The sequence below is a fragment of the Streptomyces sparsogenes subsp. cuspidosporus genome (assembly GCF_039532705.1).
Classification (GTDB): Bacteria; Actinomycetota; Actinomycetes; order Streptomycetales; family Streptomycetaceae; genus Streptomyces; species Streptomyces sparsogenes.
Genome location: NZ_BAAASD010000015.1, coordinates 96,457 through 120,688 on the forward strand (window position 1 = coordinate 96,457; position 24,232 = coordinate 120,688).

The 24,232-nt window shown below is 75.4% G+C and carries 19 protein-coding genes and 1 pseudogene; 11 read left to right on the forward strand and 9 right to left on the reverse strand.

The window, feature by feature from the left end; genetic code table 11:
• Window position 1 precedes the first annotated feature (1 nt).
• A complete protein-coding gene (locus ABFY07_RS19660) occupies window positions 2-1,498 on the reverse strand; it encodes a PP2C family protein-serine/threonine phosphatase (RefSeq protein WP_346175737.1) in 1,497 nt (498 codons plus the stop codon).
• Window positions 1,499-1,818: 320 nt separating this feature from the next.
• Between ABFY07_RS19660 and ABFY07_RS19665 the strand changes: the two genes are divergently transcribed.
• From ABFY07_RS19665 to ABFY07_RS19685, 5 genes are all read left to right on the forward strand, one after another.
• On the forward strand, window positions 1,819-3,243 hold the full coding sequence (locus tag ABFY07_RS19665; RefSeq protein ID WP_346175738.1) for a HEAT repeat domain-containing protein: 1,425 nt from the start codon (window positions 1,819-1,821) through the stop codon (window positions 3,241-3,243).
• A gap of 558 nt (window positions 3,244-3,801) precedes the next feature.
• On the forward strand, window positions 3,802-4,932 hold the full coding sequence (locus tag ABFY07_RS19670; protein WP_346175739.1) for a glycosyltransferase family 4 protein: 1,131 nt from the start codon (window positions 3,802-3,804) through the stop codon (window positions 4,930-4,932).
• Window positions 4,933-4,970: 38 nt separating this feature from the next.
• A complete protein-coding gene (locus ABFY07_RS19675; RefSeq protein WP_346175799.1) occupies window positions 4,971-6,179 on the forward strand; it encodes a glycosyltransferase in 1,209 nt (402 codons plus the stop codon).
• Window positions 6,176-9,790 carry a hydantoinase B/oxoprolinase family protein gene (locus ABFY07_RS19680; RefSeq protein WP_346175740.1) on the forward strand — a complete coding sequence of 1,205 codons (3,615 nt, stop codon included), beginning with the start codon at window positions 6,176-6,178 and terminating at the stop codon, window positions 9,788-9,790. The genes ABFY07_RS19675 and ABFY07_RS19680 overlap by 4 nt, the downstream gene beginning before the upstream one ends.
• A gap of 269 nt (window positions 9,791-10,059) precedes the next feature.
• On the forward strand, window positions 10,060-10,386 hold the full coding sequence (locus ABFY07_RS19685) for a WhiB family transcriptional regulator (RefSeq protein WP_346175741.1): 327 nt from the start codon (window positions 10,060-10,062) through the stop codon (window positions 10,384-10,386).
• Here ABFY07_RS19685 and ABFY07_RS19690 read toward each other — a convergent pair.
• Together ABFY07_RS19690 and ABFY07_RS19695 are read right to left on the reverse strand one after the other, a co-directional pair.
• Window positions 10,302-11,348 carry an iron-containing redox enzyme family protein gene (locus ABFY07_RS19690; RefSeq protein ID WP_346175742.1) on the reverse strand — a complete coding sequence of 349 codons (1,047 nt, stop codon included), beginning with the start codon at window positions 11,346-11,348 and terminating at the stop codon, window positions 10,302-10,304. The two genes, ABFY07_RS19685 and ABFY07_RS19690, sit on opposite strands and share 85 nt — an antisense overlap.
• Entirely contained in the window at window positions 11,345-13,000 is a 1,656-nt protein-coding gene (locus ABFY07_RS19695; RefSeq protein ID WP_346175743.1) for an FAD-dependent oxidoreductase, read from the reverse strand. The genes ABFY07_RS19690 and ABFY07_RS19695 overlap by 4 nt, the downstream gene beginning before the upstream one ends.
• A gap of 116 nt (window positions 13,001-13,116) precedes the next feature.
• Between ABFY07_RS19695 and ABFY07_RS19700 the strand changes: the two genes are divergently transcribed.
• Window positions 13,117-13,785 (forward strand): HemK2/MTQ2 family protein methyltransferase, encoded by a 669-nt coding sequence (locus tag ABFY07_RS19700; RefSeq protein WP_346175744.1) that lies wholly within the window; start codon window positions 13,117-13,119, stop codon window positions 13,783-13,785.
• Window positions 13,757-13,990, forward strand: a pseudogene (locus ABFY07_RS19705) (CDGSH iron-sulfur domain-containing protein); the annotation flags it as partial. The gene ABFY07_RS19700 and the pseudogene ABFY07_RS19705, both read left to right, overlap by 29 nt.
• A 112-nt stretch (window positions 13,991-14,102) precedes the next feature.
• Here the strand turns inward: ABFY07_RS19705 and ABFY07_RS19710 are convergent.
• Entirely contained in the window at window positions 14,103-14,609 is a 507-nt protein-coding gene (locus ABFY07_RS19710; RefSeq protein ID WP_346175745.1) for a mycothiol transferase, read from the reverse strand.
• A gap of 107 nt (window positions 14,610-14,716) precedes the next feature.
• Complete coding sequence (locus ABFY07_RS19715; RefSeq protein ID WP_346175746.1) at window positions 14,717-15,814, reverse strand: hypothetical protein; 1,098 nt, start codon at window positions 15,812-15,814, stop codon at window positions 14,717-14,719.
• Window positions 15,815-16,086: 272 nt separating this feature from the next.
• Here ABFY07_RS19715 and ABFY07_RS19720 point away from each other — a divergent pair, with 272 nt between their 5' ends.
• Window positions 16,087-17,496 carry a S1 family peptidase gene (locus ABFY07_RS19720; protein WP_346175747.1) on the forward strand — a complete coding sequence of 470 codons (1,410 nt, stop codon included), beginning with the start codon at window positions 16,087-16,089 and terminating at the stop codon, window positions 17,494-17,496.
• A 24-nt stretch (window positions 17,497-17,520) separates the two neighbouring features.
• On the opposite strand, the gene ABFY07_RS19725 is transcribed toward ABFY07_RS19720, so the two are convergent.
• From ABFY07_RS19725 to ABFY07_RS19735, 3 genes are read right to left on the reverse strand one after another with little or no spacing between them, the layout of a single operon-like run.
• Window positions 17,521-17,808, reverse strand: coding sequence for a DUF1876 domain-containing protein (locus ABFY07_RS19725; RefSeq protein WP_346175748.1), 288 nt, complete (start codon window positions 17,806-17,808; stop codon window positions 17,521-17,523).
• Window positions 17,809-17,818: 10 nt separating this feature from the next.
• Window positions 17,819-19,210 (reverse strand): nicotinate phosphoribosyltransferase, encoded by a 1,392-nt coding sequence (locus ABFY07_RS19730; RefSeq protein WP_346175749.1) that lies wholly within the window; start codon window positions 19,208-19,210, stop codon window positions 17,819-17,821.
• A 45-nt stretch (window positions 19,211-19,255) separates the two neighbouring features.
• Window positions 19,256-20,449 (reverse strand): acyltransferase family protein, encoded by a 1,194-nt coding sequence (locus ABFY07_RS19735; RefSeq protein WP_428836962.1) that lies wholly within the window; start codon window positions 20,447-20,449, stop codon window positions 19,256-19,258.
• A 256-nt stretch (window positions 20,450-20,705) separates the two neighbouring features.
• On the opposite strand from ABFY07_RS19735, the gene ABFY07_RS19740 reads away from it, so the two are divergent.
• Window positions 20,706-21,611, forward strand: a complete 906-nt coding sequence (locus ABFY07_RS19740) for an endonuclease/exonuclease/phosphatase family protein (RefSeq protein ID WP_346175750.1) — start codon at window positions 20,706-20,708, stop codon at window positions 21,609-21,611.
• Window positions 21,612-21,641: 30 nt separating this feature from the next.
• Here ABFY07_RS19740 and ABFY07_RS19745 read toward each other — a convergent pair whose 3' ends face one another.
• Window positions 21,642-22,520 carry a LysR family transcriptional regulator gene (locus ABFY07_RS19745; RefSeq protein WP_346175751.1) on the reverse strand — a complete coding sequence of 293 codons (879 nt, stop codon included), beginning with the start codon at window positions 22,518-22,520 and terminating at the stop codon, window positions 21,642-21,644.
• 182 nt (window positions 22,521-22,702) lie between these two features.
• Here ABFY07_RS19745 and ABFY07_RS19750 point away from each other — a divergent pair, with 182 nt between their 5' ends.
• Together ABFY07_RS19750 and ABFY07_RS19755 are read left to right on the forward strand one after the other, a co-directional pair.
• Window positions 22,703-23,083, forward strand: a complete 381-nt coding sequence (locus tag ABFY07_RS19750; protein ID WP_346175752.1) for a YybH family protein — start codon at window positions 22,703-22,705, stop codon at window positions 23,081-23,083.
• Between the two features lie 2 nt (window positions 23,084-23,085).
• Entirely contained in the window at window positions 23,086-24,222 is a 1,137-nt protein-coding gene (locus ABFY07_RS19755) for an FAD-dependent monooxygenase (protein ID WP_346175753.1), read from the forward strand.
• Window positions 24,223-24,232: the final 10 nt, after the last annotated feature.

The window sequence follows — 24,232 nt, forward strand, 5'->3', positions numbered from 1 at the left end:
GCTACGGGGCGACCCTCGCGATCAGCACACACGCGTCGTCCTCGCGCCGCTCGTCGTCGAACGCCTCCACCACGGCCCGTACGCACTCCTGTGCGCTGCGAGCGGTGGCGAACCGTGGGGCGAGCCCGAGCAGCCGCTCGGCTCCCGTGTCGCCGCCGGTCTCGGTAGCAGTGTTGGTGTCGGGGTGCGTGCTGAACGGCCGGAGCCCTCCGGTGTGCAGCACCAGCAGATCGCCCGGCTCCAGCCGCTCACCGGCCTGGGCGTACCGCGCGCCCGGCGTGGCGCCGAGCAGCACGCCGTCCGGGGGCTGGAGGGCGCGCCCCGTCCCGCCGCGGAAGAGCAGCGGGGCGGGGTGAGCCGCCTGGGCCCACAGGAAGGCGCGGGTGGCGGGGTCGTACCGGCCGCACACGGCGCTTCCCAGGGCGGGCCGGGCCGAGGTGTCCAGCAGTTGGTTGAGGCAGCCCATCAGGGCGCCCGGCTCCAGCCCGGCCACCGCCATGCCGCGCACCGCGCCCAGCAGCGTGGCCACGCCCGAGGTCGCGGCCACGCCGTGACCGGTGAGGTCGCCGACGCTGAGCAGGGTCCGGCCGTCGGGCAGATGCAGCGCGTCGTACCAGTCGCCGCCGATCTGCGCGCTGCTGGAGGAGGGGAAGTAGTGGGCGGCGAGGTCCAGCGTGGCCGTGGCCCCCCGGGAGGGCGGCGGGGCACCGCGCCACACCGGCAGCACGGCCTCCTGCAGCTCGACCGCGACCCGGCGCTCGGTCCGCGCGATGTCCCGTCGGCGCCGCACCGAGTCACGGGCCTCGCGCACCGCCCGCTCGCTGCGCCGCAGCTCGCTCACATCGCGCAGTACGGCCCACATGGACGCGGTGCCGCCGTCCTCGTCGAGCACGGGCTCGCCCGACATGTGGACCGTGCGGACGACGCCGTCGGGGCGCACGACGCGGAATTCGCCGTCGATCGGCTTGCCGTCGACCAGACAGTCGGTGACCAGCGCGGTCAGGATCGGCTGGTCCTCGGAGAAGACCCAGGAGGGAAGCTCGTCCAGGGTCAGCCCACCGTCCTCGGGGGCCCGGCCGAAGATCTGGAACAGCTCGTCCGACCAGGTGACGGCGTCGGTGAGGAGATTCCATTCGGCGCTGCCCACCCGGCTCAGCAGCGAGCCGCGCTCCCGGGGCCCGGCGTCCGGCGCGGAGGCGGCGGCGGAGGGGGCGTGGGCGGAGCCCGGCGGCGGGGGTGGGTCGGCGGGCAGTCCCTCGCGGAGCTGGTCCAGATGCCGGCCCAGGTCGTCCAGCTGGTGGACCGCCAGGTCGCACAGCGCGCGCTGCCAGCGCTGCTGGGGGTCGTCCGCACGGTCGATGCCACCGGTGGTGTCGCGGCGGACCGCGGCCACACCGCCCCGCAGCCGCCTGGTCTGGGAGATGAGCGCGTCGACCGTGTCCCTCGGGGGGTGGGGAGGCTGGGCTGCGGAATGGTCCGCGGAGCGGGGGGACGGCATGACGTTCTCCGATAGGGGCACGGCGCGGCCGGGTCGTGCGGAAGGGACCGGTAACGACTCTTGCACAGCGTGCGACGTCGCGTAAGCGGTTTGGCAATACCCGATCCGGTGGTGCTTTTGGCATATGCCAGTGGCTTTCCGGGGCATGTCGGGCACGACTCGGCGGAATCGACTCCTCCGGGTAGGCTGCGGCGCTCGGGATCCCGTGGTCCTCGGCGTCGATCCGCGTTCATCGCGCATATCGCGCCCGGACACCGGCAAGAATGCCGATCGACGGAAATCCCGTTGCCACCGAACCCCCCGCACCGGATGCTGACCTCATGTTCGATCCAGACATAGCGCCCAGCGGCACCCTGCTCGGCCTCCTGCAGCGAGGCCGTGGCGACGGGACCCTGCACGCCCTCGCCGCGCCGCGGGCCGAGGCGCTCGCGGCACTGCACCACTGTGTGCTGCGCGACCCCCGGCGCGACTGGCAGGTGGAAAACCGCTCCCTGTACTACGCCCGGCTCTGCCTCGACCTCGACGCCGGGCTCGACGAGATCGAACAGCACCTCTTCCACCCCGACGACCTCATCGACACCGCCGAGGAGCGCACCGGCCTCGCCCTCGCCGTCCTCGGCCACCTCGCCTCGTACGGCCGCGAGGACGCCCTCCGCCTGCTCCGCCGCTACGCGGCCACCGGCGGCAACTGGCAGTGGGCGCTCGACGAGCTGGCCCTGCGCGACGACGATACCGGGCTGCGCGCCCTCGCCCCCGCCGTCCTCGGCCGCTTCCCCCGGACCCCCGAAGGCGACGCCGAACTCGCCGCCGCCGTGCGCGGCGCCTATGAACCCCGGCCCTGGCGACTGTGGGCGGACGACCCGCGCCACGGGTCCCGCGTGCGCGCCGCCCAGGAACACGGATCCTTCGACCGCTGGCAGCGCCAGCTGCGGCCCTCGGGCCCGCGCCCCGGCTGGAGCGTCCACGACGTGCTGGTGTGGGCCCAGCAGGAGGACGACCTGCGGCCCGGTGCCCGCCGCCCCGAGGCCGCCGCCCGCTGCCTGGCCGCCGTCGCCGGCCCCGAGGACCGGCCCGAACTGCTCGCCGCCGCGGCCGCCGCCCCCGACGCGGCCCGGGCCGCGGCGCTGCGGCACCTCGCGGAGACCGGCGACCCGGAGGTGCTCGACCTGATCGAAGCGGCCGTCACCGACCCCTCCGCCTCCGAACTGGTCTCCCAGGGCGCCCTCGCCGCCTTCGAGCGCATGCGCAGCGTGGCCGCCCTCGACCGGGCCCGGCTCTGGGCCACCCGCCCCGACGCCCTCGGCGCCGCGGCCGCCGCCATGCTCGCCTGCCGGGGCGGCCACTACGACGCGCCCCTCGTGCTCTCCGCCCTGCGCGCCACGGTGCGGGGCGAAGGCCCCGACGCCCAGGCCCTGTGGACCCTCGTCGACGGCGCCGGACGCCTGAGAATCGCCTGCGCCGCGCCCGTGCTGCGCCACATCTACCGCGAGACCGCCTCCTCCCACCTCCGCGGCCGCGCCGCGCGCGCCCTGGCCGCCACCGATCCGTCCTTCGGCGCGGGCTTCGCCGTCGAGTGCCTCTGGGACTGCGAGGAGAGCACCCGCGAACTGGCCGCCCGGCACGCCGCCACCGCCGACGACCGCGTCGTCGAGCAACTCCGCAGACTCGCCGCCGACCCCGTGGAGGAGGCGGAGGTCCAAACAGCCGTCCGCAGCCGCTTCGGCCCCGACGCGACAGCGGTCTGACCCCGGAGGCCCTGCGCCTCGGCCGCCCGGCCCGAGGGAGCGAGCGGCTTGTGTACGTCCGTACGCGTCGGCCGCCCCCGACCGCCCGGCCCCGGCACCGAGGACCACCGCGCCGACCCCTGAGGTGCACGCCGCCGACCTCCAGCCGTGAGAGGCGCGCCGCCCGCCCCGCCCGAGCCGCCGGTTCCGAGGCCCGAGCCGCAGACCCCGCCCGAGCCCCCGGTTCCGAGGCCCGAGCCGCAGACCCCGCCCGAGCCGCCGATTCCGAGGCCCGAGCCGCAGACCCCGCCCGAGCCCCCGGTATCGGGGGCCACCCGCCGCCCCGCTCGGGTCGCCGGCTGTGAGGCCGGAGCAGCCGACCCCGTCGTGGGGTACGCCGCCGGCTCAGGCCGAGCCGAGCTGCCGACTCGAGGGCCACCCCGTCGCTCCCCGGCCGTGAGGCCGGAGCCCCCGGTGCCGGTCGGCCCGGCGGGCCCGGGGGCGAACGCTCATGGGACGTTCCACGGGGCGAAAGCTGGGCGACGCCGGGGCCACCCCTCGCGCGCCGAGAACACCCGTATGCGTGTCGCCATCGTCACCGAATCCTTCCCGCCCGACGTCAACGGGGTGGCTCACTGCGCCCTGCAGACCGCCCGGCACCTGCACCGGCGCGGCCACCATCCGCTCGTCATCGCGCCCGCCGGGCCGGGCGAGGGGCCGGCGGATCCCGACGCCTCCCGCCCCTACCCCGTCCTGCGCATCCCGTCCCTGCCCCTGCCCGGCTACCCCCAGGTTCGCGTCGCCCTCCCCAGCCGGCGGCTCGCCGCCGCGCTCAGCGCGCACCGGGCCGACGTGGTGCACCTCGCCGGCCCCTTCGTCCTCGGCGCCCGCGGCATGACCACCGCGCTGCGGCTGCGGATCCCCGCCGTCGCCGTCTACCAGACCGACCTGGGCGGCTACGCCCGTACGTACTTCGGCGCCGGCGAGAACGCCGCCTGGCGGCGGATACGCGCCGTGCACACCGCCGCGGACCGCACCCTCGCGCCGTCCACCGCCGCCGCCCGCGACCTCGACGACCACGGGGTGCCGCGGGTGCGGCTGTGGCCGCGCGGTGTGGACACCGAGCGCTTCACCCCCGAGCGCCGCGACACCGGGCTGCGCCGGACCCTGGCCCCCGGCGGCGAGCTGATCGTCGGCTACGTCGGCCGGCTCGCGCCCGAGAAGAACGTCGAGCTCCTCGCCCCCGTCTGCGCGCTCCCAGGCGTCCGGGTGGTCGTCGTCGGGGACGGCCCCAGCGAGCCGGCGCTGCGCGCCGCGCTGCCCGGGGCCCGCTTCCTGGGCCGGCGCACCGGCGACGAGCTGGCGCGCGTCTTCGCGTCCCTCGACCTCTTCGCGCACACCGGCCCGCAGGAGACCTTCTGCCAGACGGTGCAGGAGGCCCAGGCCAGCGGCGTCCCCGTGATCGCCCCCGCGGCCGGCGGCCCGCTCGACCTGGTGGACCACGGGCGCACCGGGCTCCTGGTGCCGCCCAGGGACGCGGCCGCCGTCGCCGACGCCGTGTCCCTCCTCGCGGCCGACCCGCGGCTGCGTTCGGCACTCGGCCGCGCGGGGCGGGAGGCGGTCCGGGGCCGCACCTGGGAGGCGGTCGGGGACCAGCTGATCACCCATTACACCGAGGTCCTCGCGGCCCGCACGGCGGTGGCCGCGTGAGCGCCGCGCCGCCGCCCGGCACGGGAGCGGGCGCGGCGGTGCCGGCCCAGGGCCCGGACGGCCCGCGCGCGCCCCTGCGGATCGTCAGACTCGCCAACTTCGTCACCCCCTCCTCCGGCGGGCTGCGCACCGCGCTGGGCGAGCTCGGCTCGGGCTACCGGGCGGCCGGGCACGAGCCCGTCCTGGTCGTGCCGGGCGCACACGCCTCGGACGAGCTCACCCCGCAGGGGCGGGTGATCACCGTCCCGGGGCCGCGGGTGCCCGGCACCGGCGGCTACCGCGTGCTGACCGACCGCCGACGGCTGACCCGGCTGCTGGACGGGCTCGCGCCCGACCGGCTCGAGGTGTCCGACCGGACCACCCTGCGGTGGACGGGGGAGTGGGCGCGCCGCGCCCGCGTGCCCTCCGTGATGGTCTCCCACGAGAGCGCCGACGGCGTGCTGCGCGCCTGGGGCGTCCCCGAAGCCGCCGCCCGGCGGGCCGCCGACCGGCTGAACCGGCGCAGCGCGCGGGCGTATTCGCGCGTCGTCTGCACCACCGAGTGGGCGGCGCGCGAGTTTGTACGGATCGGCGCGCGCAATGTCGTACGCGCCCCCTTGGGCGTGGACCTGGACCACTTCCACCCGGCCCAACGCGACCCGGCGCTGCGTGACCGGCACCGGGGCGGGGCCGCGGTGCTCCTCGTGATGTGCTCGCGGCTGTCGCCGGAGAAGCGGCCGGGCCGCGCGCTCGACGCGCTCGCCGAGCTGGGCCGGCGGGGCGTCCGCGCGGCCCTCGTGGTCGCGGGCGACGGCCCGCTGCGCCCCCGCCTCACGGCCCGCGCCCGGGCGGAGCGGCTCCCGGCCGCGTTCCTGGGCCATGTGGCCGACCGCGGCGCGCTCGCGGCGCTCCAGGCGAGCGCGGACGCGGTGCTGGCCCCGGGGCCCGCCGAGACCTTCGGACTGGCCGCGCTGGAGGCGCTGGCCTGCGGCACGCCCGTCGTCGTCAGCGAGCTGTCCGCCCTCCCGGCCGTCGTCGGCCCCGCGGGCGCGACGGCGGCCGACCACGGGGCCGCGTTCGCGGACGCCGTCGAACACGTCCTGTCCCGCCCCGAGCCCGCCCGCCGCGCCACGGCCCGCGCCCGCGCCGAACGCTACGGGTGGCCCGCGGCGGTGGCGGCGTTCCTCGCCGCCCACGACGCGCCGCCGGTCGGCGGCGCGGTGTCCGGCCACGCCGCCCCCGCCGATGGGGCGACAATGGCGGGGTGACGGCAGGACGCTGGGAGTTCTGGATCGACCGCGGCGGGACCTTCACGGACGTCGTGGGCAAGCGCCCGGACGGGCGCCTCGTGACCCGCAAGCTGCTGTCGCACCACCCCGAGCGGTACCGGGACGCCGCCGTCGCCGGCATCCGGCTGACGCTCGGGCTGGGACTCGACGAGCCCATCCCGGCCGACCGGATCGCGGTCGTCAAGATGGGCACCACCGTGGCCACCAACGCCCTGCTGGAGCGCACGGGCGAGCCGACCGTCCTGGTCGTCACCGAGGGGTTCCGGGACGCGCTGCGCATCGCCTACCAGAACCGCCCGCGCCTGTTCGACCGGCGGATCGTGCTGCCCGAGGCGCTGTACGAGCGGGTCGTGGAGGTGCCCGAGCGGGTCGACGCGCACGGCGGCGTCGTACGCGAGCCGGACCTGGAGGCCACCGCGGACGTGCTGCGCGCGGCCCACCGGGACGGCTTCCGCAGCGTGGCCGTCGTGCTGCTGCACGGCTACCGCCACGCCGCGCACGAGCAGGCGGTCGAGGCGGTGGCCCACGAGCTGGGGTACACACAGGTGAGCTGCTCACACGAGGTGAGCCCGCTGATGAAGCTGGTGCCGCGCGGGGACACCACCGTCGTGGACGCGTATCTCTCCCCGATCCTGCGCCGCTACGTCGAGGACGTGGCCGCCGAGCTGCGCGGCGTCCGGCTGATGTTCATGCAGTCCAACGGCGGGTTGCGGGAGGCCTCGCACTTCCGGGGCAAGGACGCGGTGCTGTCCGGGCCCGCGGGCGGGGTGGTCGGCATGGCGCGCGCCTCCGGGGAGGCCGGCCACCACCGGGTCATCGGCTTCGACATGGGCGGCACCTCGACCGATGTGTCGCACTACGCGGGCGAGTTCGAGCGGGCCTTCGGCACCGAGGTGGCGGGGGTGCGGATGCGCGCGCCGATGATGAACATCCACACCGTCGCGGCCGGCGGCGGCTCGGTGCTCCACTTCGACGGGCGGCGCTACCGCGTGGGGCCCGACTCCGCCGGGGCCGTCCCGGGCCCGGCCTGCTACCGGCGCGGCGGCCCGCTGACCGTGACCGACGCGAACGTGATGCTGGGCCGGATCCAGCCCGGACACTTCCCGGCGGTCTTCGGCCCCGGCGGCGACCGGCCCCTGGACGCGGAGACGGTGCGCGCCCGCTTCGCCGCGCTCGCCGGTGAGATCGCGGCGGCCACGGGCGACCGGCGCGGACCGGAGGAGGTCGCGGCGGGTTTCCTGGACATCGCGGTCCTGGGCATGGCCAACGCCGTCAAGAAGATCTCCGTGCAGCGCGGCCACGACATCACCCGCTACGCGCTCACCAGCTTCGGCGGGGCGGGCGGCCAGCACGCGTGCGCGGTCGCCGACGCCCTCGGCGTGAACACCGTGATCGTGCCACCGCTGGCGGGGGTGCTCTCCGCGTACGGCATCGGCGTGGCCGACGCCACCGCCATGCGCGAGCAGGCCGTCGAGACCGAGCTGAGCGACGCCACGCTGCCGCGCGTACGGGAGACGTGCGCGGAGCTGGAGACGCGGACGCGCGCCGAGCTGCGCGCGGACGGTGTCCTTGACGAGACCGTCACCACCTCGGCCCGGGTCCATCTGCGGTACGCGGGCACCGACTCCGCCATCCCCGTCCCGCTGGACACCGCCGGGGCGATGGCCGAGGAGTTCGTCCGGGCGCACCGCGCGCGCTACGCCTTCACCATGGACAAGCCGCTCGTCGCCGAGGCGGTGTCCGTGGAGGCCGTGGGCGCGGCGGGCCCCACGGCCCCGGTGGCCGGGCCCACGGGTGGCGGGCCGCCGCGCGCGGGGGAGCCGCGCCCGGCGGACACCGTGCGGATGTTCGCCGAGGGCGCCTGGCGGGACGTCCTCCTGTACGAGCGTGCCGGCCTGCGTCCGGGGGACGCCGTCACCGGGCCGGCGATCATCGCCGAGGAGGACGCCACCACCGTCGTCGACCCCGGCTGGCGGGCCGCCGCCGAAGAGCGCGGCCACCTGCTGATCACCCGGGCGCGGCCACGGCCGCCCACGGTGGCCGTCGGCACCGAGGTCGACCCGGTGATGCTGGAGGTGTTCAACAGCCTCTTCATGGCGATCGCCGAGCAGATGGGCCTGCGCCTGGAGAACACCGCCCACTCCGTGAACATCAAGGAGCGGCTGGACTTCTCCTGCGCCCTCTTCGACGCCGAGGGGAACCTGATCGCCAACGCCCCGCACATCCCGGTGCACCTGGGGTCCATGGGGGAGTCCATCAAGGAGGTGCTGCGGCGCAACGGGGACGCGATGCGGCCCGGCGATGTGTACGCCGTCAACGACCCGTACCACGGCGGCACCCACCTGCCGGACGTCACCGTCGTCACCCCGGTCTTCGACGAGCCGGGCGCCGAACTGCTGTTCCTCGTGGCCTCGCGCGGCCACCACGCCGAGATCGGCGGCATCACCCCCGGCTCGATGCCCGCCTTCAGCCGCCGGATCGAGGAGGAGGGGGTGCTCTTCGACAACTGGCTGCTGGTCCGGGACGGTCGGCTGCGCGAGGAGGAGACCCGCGAGCTGCTGACCTCGGGCCCGTACCCCTCGCGCGCCCCCGGCGCCAACCTCGCCGACCTGCGGGCCCAGATCGCCGCCAACGAGAAGGGCATCCACGAACTCCGGCGGATGATCGGGCAGTTCGGCCTGGACGTCGTGCACGCCTACATGGGCCATGTGCAGGACAACGCCGAGGAATCCGTGCGCCGCGTCGTCGGGCGGCTGGGGGACGGCTCGTACCGCTACGAGACGGACAGCGGCGCGGTCGTCCAGGTCGCCGTGCGGGTGGACCGGGAGGCGCGCGCGGCCGTGCTGGACTTCGCCGGCACCTCACCGCAGCAGCCGGGCAACGCCAACGCGCCCAGCTCGGTGGTGATGGCGGCGGTGCTCTACGTCTTCCGGACGCTGGTGGCGGAGGACATCCCGCTCAACAGCGGCTGCCTCAAGCCCCTGCGGGTCCGCATCCCCGAGGGCTCGATGCTCGCGCCCGTCTTCCCGGCCGCCACGGTCGCGGGCAACGTGGAGACCTCACAGGCCGTCACCGGTGCGCTGTACGCGGCGCTGCGGGTCCAGGCCGAGGGCTCCGGCACGATGAACAACGTGACCTTCGGCAACGACCGCGTGCAGTACTACGAGACCGTCGCGGGCGGCTCGGGCGCCGGCGAGGGCTTCGACGGCGCGGACGTCGTCCAGACCCACATGACCAACTCCCGGCTGACCGACCCCGAGGTGCTGGAGTGGCGCTACCCGGTGCGCGTGGACGCCTTTGAGGTGCGGAACGGCAGCGGCGGCCGCGGCCGCTGGCGGGGCGGCCACGGCGCCACCCGGCGCATCCGCTTCCTGGAGCCGATGACCGTGGCGCTGCTCACCGGCCACCGGAGGGTGCCGCCGTACGGCATGGCGGGCGGCAAGCCGGGCGCCTGCGGGGTGAACCTGGTCGAGCGCGCCGACGGCACCGTGGACCGGCTCGGCGGCTGCGACGCGACGGAGGTCGGGGCGGGGGACGTGCTCATCGTCCACACGCCGGGAGGTGGCGGCTACGGGCCGCCGCCCGCCTGAGCGCCCCGCGCTGACGCTGTGTCAGCGCCGTTTGGCCCGCTGCCCGATGTTCGTCACCCCTGAGGCCGTTTGCGGTCGCGGCGGTGGGAAACCCGCCACACGTCAAGCCCGCAGAGCCCGCCCGCGGCGGCGCCGACCTTCCGCCCCGACCGCACGAAGCACGCGTGAGCACGCGTCCGGGGCGAGGAGAGCGAGGTCGGCGCGCACAAGTGCCGCGGCCGGGCCGGCAGCGGGACCCAGTACGGCGACCAATAGCTGAGGAGGCGGCCATGGAGTGGTGGCGGCACGCCGCGTGCGTGGACGAGGACCCGGAGCTGTTCTTCCCCGTGGGCGTGGCCGGCCCGGCGGCCCAGGAGCAGCAGGCGCGGGCCAAGGAGGTCTGCGCCCGCTGCCCGGTGAGCGGCGAGTGCCTGGAGTACGCGCTGGGCGTGGGGGTGACCCACGGCGTGTGGGGCGGCACGAACGAGGAGGAGCGCCGGGCGCTGCACCGCCGCGCCCGGCGCCATGCGCGTCAGGCGTCGAGCGGCAGCCGCAGCGAGGAGCGGTCGGCGTCCCACGCCGCGAGCAGGTGGTCCGACCAGCGCGCCTCGAGGTAGTTGGTGGCCTGGATACCGAAGGCGACGGCCGCGGCCTGCTCCGGTTCGCGGTCGAGGAGGTCGCCGATCACGCAGCGGCGCATCAGCTGCTCGTGCACCGCGTCGGCCTCGATGTGCTCGGTGAAGAAGTGGACGCACCGGGGCTCGGCGCCCAGCCGCTCCAGAGCCCGGGCCAGCCGCTGTGAACCGGGCGACGAGGTGATCTCCAGGACGGCGAAGTGCCCGGCCATGGCGCCGCGCAGCGAGCGGTGCAGGCCCAGCAGCGACATCAGGTTCACGGTGGCGAGCGTCGGGGCGGGCGCGTGGTCCACATAGCGGCCGTAGGCCGGGTCCAGCCCGGCGCCGGCCATGAGGTCGGCGAAGAGCCGGGCGTGCACCCGGTCGCCGTGTCCCGCCCCGAACTCGTCGAACTCCACCGCCACCAGTGAGGCCTTGGCCTGTCCCGTCAGCCGGGGGATCAACCATGCCTGCGGATCGGCCTCTTTGAGCTGGTAGAGCGAGCGGTGGACCAGGTACTCCCGCATCCGCTCCCAGGTGCCGTGGCTCTTCAGGCGGTGGCTGACGCCCCGCGCGCCCAGCGGCTCGACCAGCAGCGCGTCCAGCTCGCCGGTCACGTCCGTACCGCCCGGCACCGCCTCGCGCAGCGCGGCCAGGAAGCGATCCTCCAACACCCCGCGCAGCCGCAGCAGATCCGGCTGCCACTCCCAGCTCTCCGCGACCCCCGCGAACCCCCGGTAGTGCAGCTCGTAGCAGACGTACAGCGCGAGCTGGGCGTCCTCGCCCAGCGGGTCGGCGGCGCGGGCCCGGTCCAGCGGCAGCGCCGCGTGCTCCGGGGGCGGGGCCTGGGCCAGCGCGTCGCGTACGGCGGCGGAGACCGGGCCGCGGGCCTCGGGCAGCGGCGGCCCCGCCGGAGGCGCGTCGGCACGTGCGCCGGTGGAGGTGCGGTCGGCACCGACGGTCACCGCTGATCACCTCCCGGGGCGCCGTCGGGACCGGAGGCGTGCGGCTCGGGGGCGCCCGGCTCCGGGGCGTCGGGTCCGGGGGTGTCGGGTTCCGGAGCGGCCGGGTCGGGCACGTCGTCGCACCGCTCCAGCGGGCGCACCGCGGGGCCCTGCAGCACGCTTCCGTCCGGGGCGAACCGGGACCCGTGGCACGGGCACTCCCAGGCCCGCTCGGCGTCGTTGAACCGCACCAGGCACCCCAGATGGGTGCAGCGCGCGGACACCGTGTGCAGGGCTCCCTCCTCGTCGCGGTGGACGGCGCGCTGCCGGCCGCCGACGCGTACCACCGCCCCGCCGCCCGGCGGGATGTCCCGCACCGAGCCGGCGCCCGCGCCCGAGAGCCGGTCGCCGATGAAGTGGCGGGCGACGTGGGCCTGCAGCCCCAGCAGCGCCGGGGTCTCGCGCAGCGGGTTCAGCCGCACCGGGTCGTACAGGTCGGCCCACTCCGGCGGCTCCCCGGTGATCCGCCCGGCCAGCAGGCGTCCGGCGAGCACTCCGCCGGTCATGCCCCACCCGGCGAAACCGGTCGCCACATACGCGTGGTGCGCGGCCGGGTGCAGCCGCCCCACGAACGGCACGTGGTCGGTGGTCCAGTTGTCCTGCGCCGCCCAGCGGAAGGCGGGCTCGGCCCCGGGGAAGCGCCGCCGGGTCCAGGAGATCAGCCGCTCGTAGCGGCCGCTGACATGGCCCACGCCGGGGGTGAACTTCTCCCCGGTGACGATCAGCAGCCGCCGCCCGTCGCCGTACGGCGCGGTGCGGACCGAGCGGGTGTCGTCCTCGGGGGTGATGTACATGCCCAGCGGATCGCGGTCCGCCGGGAGCACCGCCGCGACGACCAGCTCCCGCCGCGGCTCCAGCCGGGCGAACAGCAGCGAGCGGTCGAAGATCGGGTAGTGGGTGGCGACCACGACGTCCCGGGCGCGGATCGACGCCCCCCGGTCCGTGCTCAGCCGGCACGGATCGCCCTCCTTGAGGCCCACCACCCGGGAGTTCTCGAAGACCCGGCCGCCGCGTGCGACCAGGTCCCGGACGAGCGCCAGCAGATATTTCCGGGGGTGGAACTGCGCCTGCCCGCTCACCTTCACCGCGCCCGCCACGGGGAACGGCAGATCCGTCTCGGTGACGAACGAGGCGTCCAGGCCGGCCTCCGCGGCCGCCTCCGCCTCGCTCCGCACCGCCCGCAGGGCCTCCTCGGACTCGGCGTAGGTGTACGCCGGGACGTCCTCGAGATCGCACTCGATGCCCAGCTCGGCGACCACCTCGACGACCCGGTCCAGGGCGTCGGCCTGGGACCTGGCGTACAGCCGGGCCGCCTCCTCGCCGCGCGAGGAGCGGATGTCCTGGTAGGCGAGGCCCTGCAGCGCGGAGAGCTTGGCGGTGGTGTGGCCGCTCACCGCGGCGGCCACCCGCCCGGCCTCCACCAGCGCGACCTGGCGTCCGGCGCGGGCCAGCTCCCACGCCGTGCAGATGCCCGCGATCCCGCCGCCGACCACGGCGACATCGACGTCCGGTCCGGCGAGCCCGGGGCCGGGCTCCAGGGTGGGATACTCGGGTCCTGGCGCCGACTCCATCCAGTAGGACGAGGGCGCAAACCCGGTGGGAAGACTCGTCATCGGCAACTCCTCTCCCGTCCGCGAGTGCCCCCCTTCGCCCGCCTCGATCACCTTTTCGCGCTTTCGGCCCGCCGGCGCCGCCGTTTGGACCGCCGTGGCGGAGGTACCCGGGGACCATGCGGTTGATCAGGCCACCCGGGGTGTATCCACCACAGGACGACACCGTGCTGCTGGCCGAGGCGGTGTGGCGGGAGCCCGGCGTGTCCGGCGGCCGCGTCCTGGACGTCGGCACCGGCACCGGCGCCCTGGCGCTGCTCGCGGCCCGCCGCCGGGCCGCCGAGGTGCACGCCGTCGACGTCACGCCGCGCGCCGTGGCGACCGCCTGGTTGAACGCCCGGCTGCGGCGCGCGCCGGTCCGGGTGCGCCGGGGCGGCCTGCCGGACCCGGCCACCGCCGGCCGCTTCGACGTGGTCCTGGCCAATCCGCCGTACGTGCCCGCGCCGTCCTCCTCCAGCCTGCCACCGCACGCCCGCGCCCGCTCCTGGGACGCGGGGCCCGACGGCCGGGCCGTGCTGGACGACCTGTGCGCCCGGGTTCCGGCGCTGCTGCGGCCCGGAGGCGTGCTGCTGCTCGTGCAGTCGGCGCTGAGCGGGGCCGGGACTACGCTGGAACAGCTGCGGACACAGGGCCTGCGGGCGGAGGTCACCGCACGCCGCATGATCCCGTTCGGACCGGTGCTGCGCGGCCGCAGCGCATGGCTGGCCTCCCGGGGGCTGATCGCTCCGGGAGAGGACAAGGAAGAGCTGGTGGTGATCCGTGCCGTCCGCGCCGTCCACGCCGTCTGAGGCCCACGAGCCGCCGGCCGACCGGGCCCCGGCGCGGCGCGTGATCGTCGATCCCGAGGGCCCGCTGCTGGTCGAGGGGCCGGTGGAGGTCGTCCTGGAGGACGGCACCACGGTGCGCTCCGACCGGGTCGTGGTGGCCGTGTGCACCTGCCGGCGCAGCGGCCGCTACCCGTGGTGCGACACCAGCCACCGCCGCCGCGTGCGGAGGGGATCGGGCGACGCGGGAGCCGGCGACACGGGATCCAGTGGCAGGGGATCCAGTGGCAGGGGATCCGGCGGCACGGGCGCGGGCGCCACAGGAGCCGGTCACACGGGAGCTAGCGGCGCCGCAGCACCCCGCGGATGAAGGCCGCCTGACCGGCGTGCTGCAGATCGTCGGAGATGACGCTGACCAGCCGGACCCCCAGCGTCACCGGCGGGGTCCACGTCTCGTCCACGACGGCGTCCAGATCGGAGTCCCGCAGGCCCCGGACGAAGTCGGCGGTGCGCTCGTGGACCGCGTCGTGGTACCCGAGCAGCAGCTTCGCGGGCACCCGGACGGCGTCCACGTCCTTGGCCCGGTGCCCGTAGCCCGTCGCCGACGCCGAGAAGGGCAGCCCGAACCGGTCGTACCAGCCCTGCTCGGTCCAGACCTGCTCGGTATCCGCCACCTCGGAGACATGGTCGTCCTGAATCCGCGTCAGATGCCACACCAGCCAGGCGACGGTGTTCGCCTTGTCGTCGAGGCGCGTGGCCAGCTGTTCGGCCGTCAGCCCCTTCACGGCCTCGTGGACCGTCTCCCGTACGCGGCCGAAACCGTCGGCCAGAACGTCAGCGCTGTTCATCTCACGATCGTAGGCCGCCCGCCCGCGAGGCGCGGGAGCGACAGGCGCGCCCCGAACCCGGCGGTGTGCCCGGCCTCCCTCCCGGCCTCACTCGTATCCGACGTGACTCACTCGTACATGACGTAGTCCGGCCGCGGCCGGAGGGCGAGCACGTCTTTCGGGGTCATCAGCGAGCCGCCGCCCTGGGTGTCCTCGTCGTAGAAGAGCTTGAAGCCGGTGCACAGTCCGTCGGGCAGGTCCGCGACGAGGCGGCGCCAGGTCTCCCGCTTCATGCCCGGCGAGCCGATGCCGTCGGCGCTCTTGATCATCATCACCCCGGGCTGGGGGCGCAGGGCGGACTGGTCCCGCACCACGGACTCGGCGACCTGGTGGAACACCAGCGGCTTCTCCGGCAGGTCGTGGTCGGCGACGAGGCCGGAGAGATAGCGGGCCACCCGGGTCAACTCGCCGCCCGTGGTGTGGCCGTAGCGGTGGCCGGGCACCTCGCCCGGGCCCATCTGCCACTCCGGGTCGAGCGCCAGCCCCACATCGGGGTGGACCAGCCACTCGCGCAGGGCCTTCACCTCGTCGAGCACCGGCGCGCGGCCCGGCTGGACGTTCAGCAGCAACAGGGCGCGGTGGCGCCGGGCCGCCCGGTGGAAACGGCGGATCGTCGCCGCGGGGGTGCGCGAGCGGTAGCCGCCGTCCGGGCCCGCCGTGCCCTGCGCGACGGTCGCCAGGAGCTCGAGGACAGGCAGCGGCTCCCGGTCGGTGGCGTAGGCGCGGGCGGTCCTCTCGATCTGGGCGATGCGGTCGCCGAGGTCCCCGGTGCCGAGGCGGCCGAGCGCGGCGGCGCCGGGCAGGCCGCAGTAGCCGACCAGCCGGTAGCGGGACAGCCGCCGCCCGCCGCGCGGGAGTTCGGGACGCCGCCTGGCCGGCCGCCGCGACGGGGACGGGCCGGGGGCGCCCGCACCGCCGCTCCTGGACGAGGACGAGGACGGGCCGGACGCGGACTCGGCCTCCTGCCCCGCGCACCCGGCCAGCGCGCCCAGGCCGGCCGCCGCCGTCGCCGCGAGCAGCCCACGCCGGGTGGGCGATGGCGCGCCCCGGCGGGACAGCCGTCCGGCGGTGTCCGCGGCGGGGCCGGTGGCCTCGGCGGTGTCGTCGGCCACCTCGCCGGGCGGTGTCGGGTCCGGTACCGGGTGCCGGGGCGTGTGATGAGCCACGTTCCTCCCTCCGTGGTGCCCGGACGGGGGCCGGGCACCTGCGTGTCCTGTGTGCCGATCAGTCCCCCCGTGCCCTGCGACTTCCACGGACGCGGCACCCGAAACGATCGACGGCACATTTCAGGGCCGTCCGGCGCCGCGGTGAGCGGAACGGCGCGGCGGTCCGTATGGAAGGGGGCCGTGCCGGTGTGGCCCCTGGCGGCCGAGCGGCGGCGCGGTGCTGGACCGACGTGCGGGAAACGACGTGCCGGAACGACGTGAGGAGGCAGGTGGTGGGACATCCGCGGCGCAGCGCGCACCGTGTCGCACGCCTCGTGGCCATCGGGGCAGTGTTCTGCGGCGGACTGATGGTCTCTCAGGCCGCGGCGGACGGGTCGCCCGCCCAGGGGCCCGGTGGCCGACCCGCCCGGGTCCTCCAGGACACCCCGGGCTCCCCGGAGGCCCAGCTGGCCAGGAGCCTGGTGGACCGGCTGGGCGCCTCCCGCACGGCGGGCAGCTGGATCGGCGCCGACGGAAGGGCGGTGGTCGCGGTGACCGACGCGGCCGCGGCCGCCGAGGTCGACCGGGCGGGGGCGCGGGCCAAGCAGGTGCGGTACAGCATGCGGCGGCTGCGCTCGGCGGCCGAGACGCTGCGGCGGGCCCCCCGGGTGGCCGGGACCGCGTGGGCGGTGGACGCCACGGCCAACAAGGTGGTGGTGCTCGGCGACAGCACCGTCTCCGCCGACCAGTGGTCGCGGATGAAGGGCGTCGCCGCCGGCATCGGCGGGGAGGTGCGCATGGAGCGCACCACCGGCTCGTTCACCACCCGGACCGCCGGCGCCGAGCCGATCTTCACCCGGGGCGGGCGCTGCTCGGCCGGTTTCAACGTCACCGACGGCCAGTCCGGCTACATCCTGACGGCGGGGCACTGCGGCCCGAACGGCACCGCCTGGTTCGCGGACAGCCAGGGCACGGCCGGCGTCGGCACGACGGTCAGGAGCGACTTCCCCGGAAGCGACTTCTCCCTCGTGCGCTACCAGAACCCCGCCTCGGACCAGAGCAGTGTGCTGAACGCCGGGGACGGCCAGGTCGTGCGGATCACCGCCGCCGGCGATCCGGTCGTCGGCCAGAAGGTCTTCCGCAGTGGCAGCACCTCCGGGCTGCGCTCCGGCGAGGTGACCGCGCTGAACGCGACGGTGAACTACCCGGAGGGCACCGTCAGCGGCCTCATCCAGACCAATGTGTGCGCCGAGCCCGGAGACAGCGGGGGCCCGCTCTTCGACCGGAACACGGCGCTCGGGGTGACCTCCGGCGGTACCGGCGACTGCACGAGCGGGGGCGTCACCTTCTTCCAGCCCGTGACCAGAGCACTCACGGCCCTCGGCGTGAGGATCCCCGACGTCCCCGCGAGCGACGGCGACGCCGCCGGCGCCGCGCCCACCGCGCCCACCGACGGCTCCGGCGCCGGCGCCCAGGCCCAGCCGGGGGCTCCGGACCGGCCGGGGGCTCCCTCCCAGCCGGTGGCCCCGATCATTCCAGGCACCCAGGGCGACACCTCGACGCTCGCCGGGATCGTCGGCTACGCCCAGCGCCTCGGCCCGGGGCTGGCGCTCGTCGGCGCGGGCCTCCTCGGGTTCCTCGCCACCCTGGTCATCCGGCCGGGCCGACGGCGGTACCGCGGCTACTCGACGCGGTGGGGGTGACCCGGCGGGCGCTGCGGCGCCGGGTCACAGGGCCCATCCGGGCGCCGGCCGGATCCGCGGCCGGCGCGCGGCCACCTCGCCCTCGATGTCGCGTTCCGCGGCGATCAGCAGTTGCTCGCCCAGGTCGTGCATCGCCCGCCCGGCCGCCAGCTCGTCGCCGATCTCCGGTACGTCGCGGTCCTCGGGGGCGCAGCGGGCGACGCCGCGGCCGGTGAACGAGGTGTCCTTCGTGTCGAGCACCACGCGCGCCTTCGTCGTTCCCTCGTCCTCGTAGAGGTAGAGGTGGACCTTCCATTCCACTGTGTGCGGCATGGCCGACTCCTCACCTGATGGTGGTCGGGTATGTTGCGGGGCCGGGTGGCCCCGCCCACGCGGCGACGGCGTCCAGCTCGCGGACGATGCGGCCGCGCACCTCCTCCTCCAGCGCGGCCAGGCGCTCGGAGACGAGGGGGCGCTGGGCGGCGGGGGCGCGGATCCGGCGGGCCGGGTGCGGGAGGTCCGCCAGGTCGGCGCGGAGCCGCTGCCGGCACTCCGCCAGAGTGGCGCGCCCGCCGGTGCGCCGACCGTCCCGCATCACCGTCTCCAGCACCGGCCGGCCGTACGGGGCGGGGTCCTCGTCCGCCACGCCGATCACGTCCGGCCGCCCGGCGCGGCGGAAGACCTGCTTGGGGCCGGGGGCGGTGACCTTCGCGGGGGAGAGCTTCATCACCGGCCGCCCGGCGTACGCGACCATCTTGTAGGCCGAGTCCAGGTACGGGGCGTCGGCGGAGACCCCGACGCGGGTGCCGACCGCGTAGACGTCGATGGGCGCCCCGGAGCGGACCAGGTCGTCCACCGCGAACTCGTCGAGCCCGCCGCTGACCACGATCCCCACATCCGCCAGCCCGGCGGCGTCGAGGATGTCGCGCGCCCGACCGGCCAGGAGGGCGAGGTCGCCGCTGTCGAGCCGGACCGCCGAGCCGGGGCCCCGGGCGCCCCCGTCCAGGTCGCGCAGCACGCGCGCCGCCACCCGCACCCCCGACTCGGTGTCGTACGTGTCGACCAGCAGCGTCACCGGTCCGGGGTGGGCGCGCGCGAAGGCCCGGAAGGCCGCCTCCTCCGAGTCGAACGCCTCCACGAAGGAGTGGGCCATCGTGCCCACCGCCGGCAGCCCCTCGGCGCGGGCGGCCGCCACATTGCTCGTCCCGGCGAACCCCACCACCCCGCCGAGCCGCGCGGCGTGGAAACCGGCCTCGGGCCCGTGGGTGCGGCGCAGCGAGAAGTCCACGACGGGGTGCCCCGCCGCCGCGAGGACGCACCGGACGGCCTTGGAGGCGATCGCGGTCTGGTGGCTGAGCCGGTTGAGCAGGTACGTCTCGACCAGCTGGGCGACCGGCAGCGGTGCGGTGACCTCCAGCAGGGGTTCCCCGGCGTGCACCACCCGGCCCTCCGGCACCGCCCGCACCTCGCCGTCGAAGGCGAGCCCGAGCAGCGGCCGCAGATCCTCGGCCGGCCGGTGCAGCACCGCGGCGAAGTCCGCCACGTCCTCGGGGCCGACGCGGTAGTCCGCCAGGAAGTCCAGGCCGGACTCCAGGCCCGCGGCCACCAGGAAGCCGCGGTCGGGCGGCAGGTCCCGGACGAAGAGGCTGAAGGTGGCCGGTCCGGTCATCCCCTCGCGCAGATAGGACATCGCCATGGTGACCTCGTAGAGGTCGGTGATCGTCGCCTCGGACATCGACGGCACCTCCTCAGTGCCCGCTCCGTGCCGGTATCACCTACTTTAGTGAGTGTTCTGCCCTGCTTTGGCGCGCTCCATCGTATTCGTGGCTTTCCGGGTGCTCGCGGTGCTCTCTGCGCTCGCGGTGTTCTCGTTGCTCGCGGAGGCGCTCCGGTCCGATCGTCCGGCCTCGCGCCGGAAGGCCCAGGCCATCCGGGGCTCGACCAGGGGACGGAAGAGGCGCCGTACGGGGGCGGTGCACAACACGGTGATCATGGCGATGGCGGCGGCGGTGACCGTCAGCTCGCCGAGGGGGGTGTGCAGCCAGGGGTGGTCGTACCACCCCCAGAACCGGGACGACTTGATCACGAAGCCGTGCAGCAGATAACCGTACATCGTCCCGGTGCCGAGCGCGGTGATCCACAGCCGCCGCCCGGGCACCCAGGCCAGGAACGCGGCCGTCAGCACCAGCGCCAGCAGGAAGAGCGCGGGCGTGGTGAACACCCCCGCCCAGGCCGGCACCCCCAGCCCCGCCACGCTCCCGCGGTGGTAGAACCACCCCGCGTCGAGCCGGGGCGCCACCGCGTACGCCGCGATCAGCGCCCCCGCGCCGACCGGCAGCGCGGCCAGCCGGGCGCGCCGGGTGCGCAGCCGTGCGAAGTGCTCCGGCCGCAGCGACAGCCCCAGGACGAAGAAGGGCAGAAACGCCAGCACCCGCTGCAGGGCGAGATCGCCGCCCATCTCCGGGGAGACCGAGGCGAGGACGGCAAAGGCCAGCGCGACCGGCACCGGATGGCGCAGGGCCGGCCACAGCGGGGTGGTGAGCCGCCAGATGAACAGCGCCACCAGGAACCACATCACATACCAGGGGTCGAGCAGGCTGATCGGATAACCCGGGTCGTCCTGCGCCCACCGGTAGAACAGGGTGTAGGCGACCTCGAAGACGACGTACGGCGCGGCGACCCCGGTCAACAGCCGCCGCAGCCGTTTGGGCCCCAGGTCGAAACCGCGCGAGAAATAGCCCGAGATCAGCGCGAAGGCCGGCATGTGGAAGGCGTAGACCGTGAGATAGACCGCGGTGACGGCCCGGCTGCCGTAGGTGAGCGGCTCCCAGGCGTGACCGCAGGCCACCAGCACAATGGTGAGGTACTTCGCGTTGTCGAAGTACGGATCGCGCGTCCGGCCGCCCGACCCCCCGCCCCGGAGCGGAGCGTCGGTCGGCGGCGTCGGCACACGCGCGGGACTGTCCTGCTGCACTGCGTCTCCCGGGCACCCTCGAGCGGATCGTCGTCGGACCCGGTGGCGCCTGCCCGGTGCGGCCCTTCTCATGCGGCCCCGGTGCCGTTGTGCCGTTTGGAAATAGTGTGCCAAGCGGCAACAGCGGCCACTGGGGCGGTGGATCGGCGGCCATCGACGGGTAGTCCTACGTTTCGAAGCACGGTCACCGCAGGTCACTTCGCCCACACCGCGAGGCACCAGACTCGGGGGCCTCGCCGGACCTCACGGAGGAGCCATGCCCGCACCTGTGTTCAGCCGTCGCCACGGTATGCGCGCCGCGGCCGCCGCGGCCCTCGTCCTGCCGCTCGCCGCCACGTCCCAGGAGGCCGCCGCGGCCGCCTCCGGCCCGCAGCACGACACGCGGCTGCGCGTCATGACCTTCAACCTCCGCTTCGCCTCCGACACCGAGCCCAACTCCTGGGCGGCGCGCCGCCCGGTGATGCGGGAGCTGCTGCGCCACGAGGCACCCCATCTGCTGGGCACCCAGGAGGGGCTGTACGGCCAGCTGCGGGACATCGCCCACGATCTCGGGCCGCGCTACGACTGGCTGGGCACGGGGCGGGCGGGCGGCAGCCGCGATGAGTTCATGGCCGTCTTCTTTGACAGCGGTCGGCTGGAACCGCTGCAATACGACCACTTCTGGCTGTCCGACACCCCGTATGTGATCGGCTCCAACACCTGGGGCGGGGCCGTGGTCCGTATGGTCACCTGGGTCCGCTTCCACGACCGGCGCACCGGCGGGCAGTTCTACGCCCTCAACACCCACCTCGACCACCGCAGCCAGCCCGCCCGTGAGCGCGCCGCCGCGCTGATCACCGAGCGGCTCGGCGGCCTGGACGTGGCCCTGCCCCGCATCGTCACCGGCGACTTCAACGTCGCCGCCCACGGCAACCCGGTCTACGACGCGATGCTCGGCGGTGGCTCCCTCGTCGACGCCTGGGACGCCGCCGAGCGGCGCAGCGCGCAGTACGCGACCTTCCACGGCTACCGTCCGCTGGTCCCGGACGGCGACCGGATCGACTGGATCCTCACCTCGCCGAGCGTGCGCACCCACTACGCCGCCATCAACACCTACTCCCGCGACGGCCAGTTCCCCAGCGATCACCTTCCGGTGCAGGCCGTCCTGGAGCTCGGGGTGTAGCCGTCCGCCCGTCCGCCCCTCTGTGAGGCCTCAGGCCCCGAGCAGCCGTCGCGCGCGTCCGATGAGGGCGCGGGCGGCGGGGCTGACGGGGCCTTCGGCACGCCAGGCGAGCGCGAGGGCGCCGCGCAGCGCGGGGCGGGTGATGGTGAGCGCGCGCAGGTCGTCGCGTCTCTTCGCGATGCCCTCGGGCACGATCGCGATGCCCAGCCCGCGCGCCGCGAGCTGGGCGAGCACCGTGGGGGTGCCGGCCTCGAAGGCGATGTGCGGGGCGAAGCCGGCGGCGGCGCAGGCCTCGTTGAGCAGTGAGCGGATGCCGGTGCCCTGCGGCAGGCTGATCAGTACCCGGTCGCGCAGGGCGTCGAGGGGGATCGTCGACCGCTTCGCCAGTTCGTGGTCGGGGCCGACGGCCGCGACCACCGGCTCCTCGGTGACGATGTGGAGGGCGAGGCCGGGTGGGGGCGTGGTGCCGAAGGCGATGACGGCCGCGTCCAGCCGGCCGCCGCGCAGCCCCTCGACGAGCCGGTCGGAGCTGTCCTCGGTGAGGGTGATCTCCACCGCCGGGTGGTCCTCGTGGAAGTCCGCCAGCAGCGTGGGCAGATCGACGTTGTGGGAGGTCACCGTGCCGATGGCGACATGCCCCCGGACCAGCCCGGTCAGCTCCTCGACGGTGAGCCGCACCCCGGAGACCGCGGCGAGCGCCGCCCGGGCGTAGGGGAGGACCGCCGCGCCCACCTCGGTGGTCCGCACCGAGCGCCCCGAGCGGTCGAGCAGCTCCTGCCCCAGCTCGCGTTCAAGGCGGCGGATCTGCGCGCTGACGCCGGGCTGGGCCACATGGAGCCGCTCCGCGGCCCGGGTGAAGTTGGCCTCTTCCACCACGGCCACGAAGTATTCGAGCTGCCGGAGTTCCATGGCGGAAACTCTATCGGCATTCATAACGATTGCTTCTGGTGAGCAGCACAACCAGCTCTTGGACTTCTGACCCGGGCTGCTCCAGGGTGGAGGTGTCAGGGAGCGGGACACCCCCGGACACCAGCAAGAACACCAGCAAAAACACCAGCGAGAACACCATCCCCCCGAGCCGAGGAGCAGCCATGGCCGACCGGACCACCACCACCGCCACCACCCGCCGCGGCGCCATCGAGCCCGAGGACCTGGCCCGCCTGTTCGTGGAGCGGGCCAACGCCGGGGACGCCGAGGGCCTCGCCGAGCTGTACGAGCCCGACGCCGTGCTCGCCTACCCGCCGGGGTCCCGGACGGTCGGCCGCGAGGCGATCCGCGCCGTGTTCGAGCGGATGCTCGCGCAGGTGCCCCGCTTCGAGGTGGAGCCGGCCCTGCCGACCGTCCGCAACGGCGACCTCGCCGTCACCTCCACGCGCCCCGCCGACAACACCGGCGGACGGGTCCAGGTCGTGCGCCGGCAGCCCGACGGGACCTGGCTGCGCGTCATCGACCGCCCCGAGATCAGGGACTGACCGTGGGAGTGCTCATCGCCGGGGCCGGGATCGGCGGGCTGACCGCCGCCCTGGCCCTGCACGCCGCGGGCATCGAGGCCACCGTGGTCGAGGCCGTCCGCGAACTGCGCCCGCTGGGCCTGGGCGTCAACCTGCTGCCGCACGCGGTGGGGGAGTTGACCGCGCTCGGCCTCGGCGACGACCTCGCCCGCATCGGGGTCGCCACCGCGCGGAACGTGTACTGCGACCAGGCGGGGAACACGCTGTTCACCGAGGAGCGCGGGCTGGCCGGGGGCTACCGGTGGCCGCAGTACTCGGTGCACCGGGGCCGGCTGCAGTCGCTGCTGCTGGCCGCGGTGCGCGACCGGCTCGGCCCGCACGCCGTGCGCACCGGCGCCCGGCTGCTGGACTTCGAGCAGGACACCGACGCGGTCCGGGTCCGGGTCCCCGGGGCCGAACTCGAGGCCGAGGCGCTGATCGGCGCGGACGGCCTGCACTCCGCGGTGCGCGCGCGGCTGCATCCCGACCAGGGCCCGCTGCTGTGGGCCGGGGTGCGGATGTGGCGCGGGGCGGCGGAGGCCGGGCCGTTCCTCGACGGCCGCTCGATGGTCATCGCACGCGGCGACCGGAACGCCGAGCTGATCGCCTATCCCCTCGGCCCGTCCTTGATCAACTGGGTGGCCATGGTGCCGGTGGCCGAGCCCGGGCCGCTGCCCGGCGACGCCAACTGGAACCAGCCCGGCCGCGCCGAGGAGGTCCTGGAGCACTTCGGCGGCTGGACCCTGGGCCGGCTCGACGTGTCCGACCTCATCACGGGCAGCCCGGCGATCCTCGAATACCCGATGGTCGACCGCGACCCGCTGCCGGCGTGGGGCCGGGGGCGGGTGACCCTGCTCGGCGACGCGGCGCACCCCATGTACCCGGTCGGGGCGAACGGTGCCTCGCAGACCGTCGTCGACGCCCGGGTGCTGGCCGGCGAACTCGCCCGCGACATCCCCCGGGGCCTGAGGGCCTACGAGAACAAGCGACGGGAGGCGACCGCCGCCGTCGTCGCCGCCAACCGCGAGATGCAGCGCTCGTGGCACGCGCGGTCCCCGGAGGAACTCGCCCGCGTCACCACGACCTACCGGCGCGCCACCCGCGCCGACCACCAGCACTGAGGAGCATCAC

Excerpts from the sequence above, each read along its gene's own strand:
- ABFY07_RS19740 (WP_346175750.1), top strand. The coding sequence starts at position 20,706 with ATGCCCGCACCTGTGTTCAGCCGTCGCCACGGTATGCGCGCCGCGGCC.
- ABFY07_RS19660 (WP_346175737.1), bottom strand. The coding sequence starts at position 1,498 with ATGCCGTCCCCCCGCTCCGCGGACCATTCCGCAGCCCAGCCTCCCCAC.
- ABFY07_RS19685 (WP_346175741.1), top strand. The coding sequence starts at position 10,060 with ATGGAGTGGTGGCGGCACGCCGCGTGCGTGGACGAGGACCCGGAGCTG.
- ABFY07_RS19725 (WP_346175748.1), bottom strand. The coding sequence starts at position 17,808 with ATGCCGCACACAGTGGAATGGAAGGTCCACCTCTACCTCTACGAGGAC.
- ABFY07_RS19730 (WP_346175749.1), bottom strand. The coding sequence starts at position 19,210 with ATGTCCGAGGCGACGATCACCGACCTCTACGAGGTCACCATGGCGATG.
- ABFY07_RS19665 (WP_346175738.1), top strand. The coding sequence starts at position 1,819 with ATGTTCGATCCAGACATAGCGCCCAGCGGCACCCTGCTCGGCCTCCTG.
- ABFY07_RS19670 (WP_346175739.1), top strand. The coding sequence starts at position 3,802 with ATGCGTGTCGCCATCGTCACCGAATCCTTCCCGCCCGACGTCAACGGG.
- ABFY07_RS19745 (WP_346175751.1), bottom strand. The coding sequence starts at position 22,520 with ATGGAACTCCGGCAGCTCGAATACTTCGTGGCCGTGGTGGAAGAGGCC.
- ABFY07_RS19750 (WP_346175752.1), top strand. The coding sequence starts at position 22,703 with ATGGCCGACCGGACCACCACCACCGCCACCACCCGCCGCGGCGCCATC.
- ABFY07_RS19700 (WP_346175744.1), top strand. The coding sequence starts at position 13,117 with ATGCGGTTGATCAGGCCACCCGGGGTGTATCCACCACAGGACGACACC.
- ABFY07_RS19710 (WP_346175745.1), bottom strand. The coding sequence starts at position 14,609 with ATGAACAGCGCTGACGTTCTGGCCGACGGTTTCGGCCGCGTACGGGAG.
- ABFY07_RS19695 (WP_346175743.1), bottom strand. The coding sequence starts at position 13,000 with ATGACGAGTCTTCCCACCGGGTTTGCGCCCTCGTCCTACTGGATGGAG.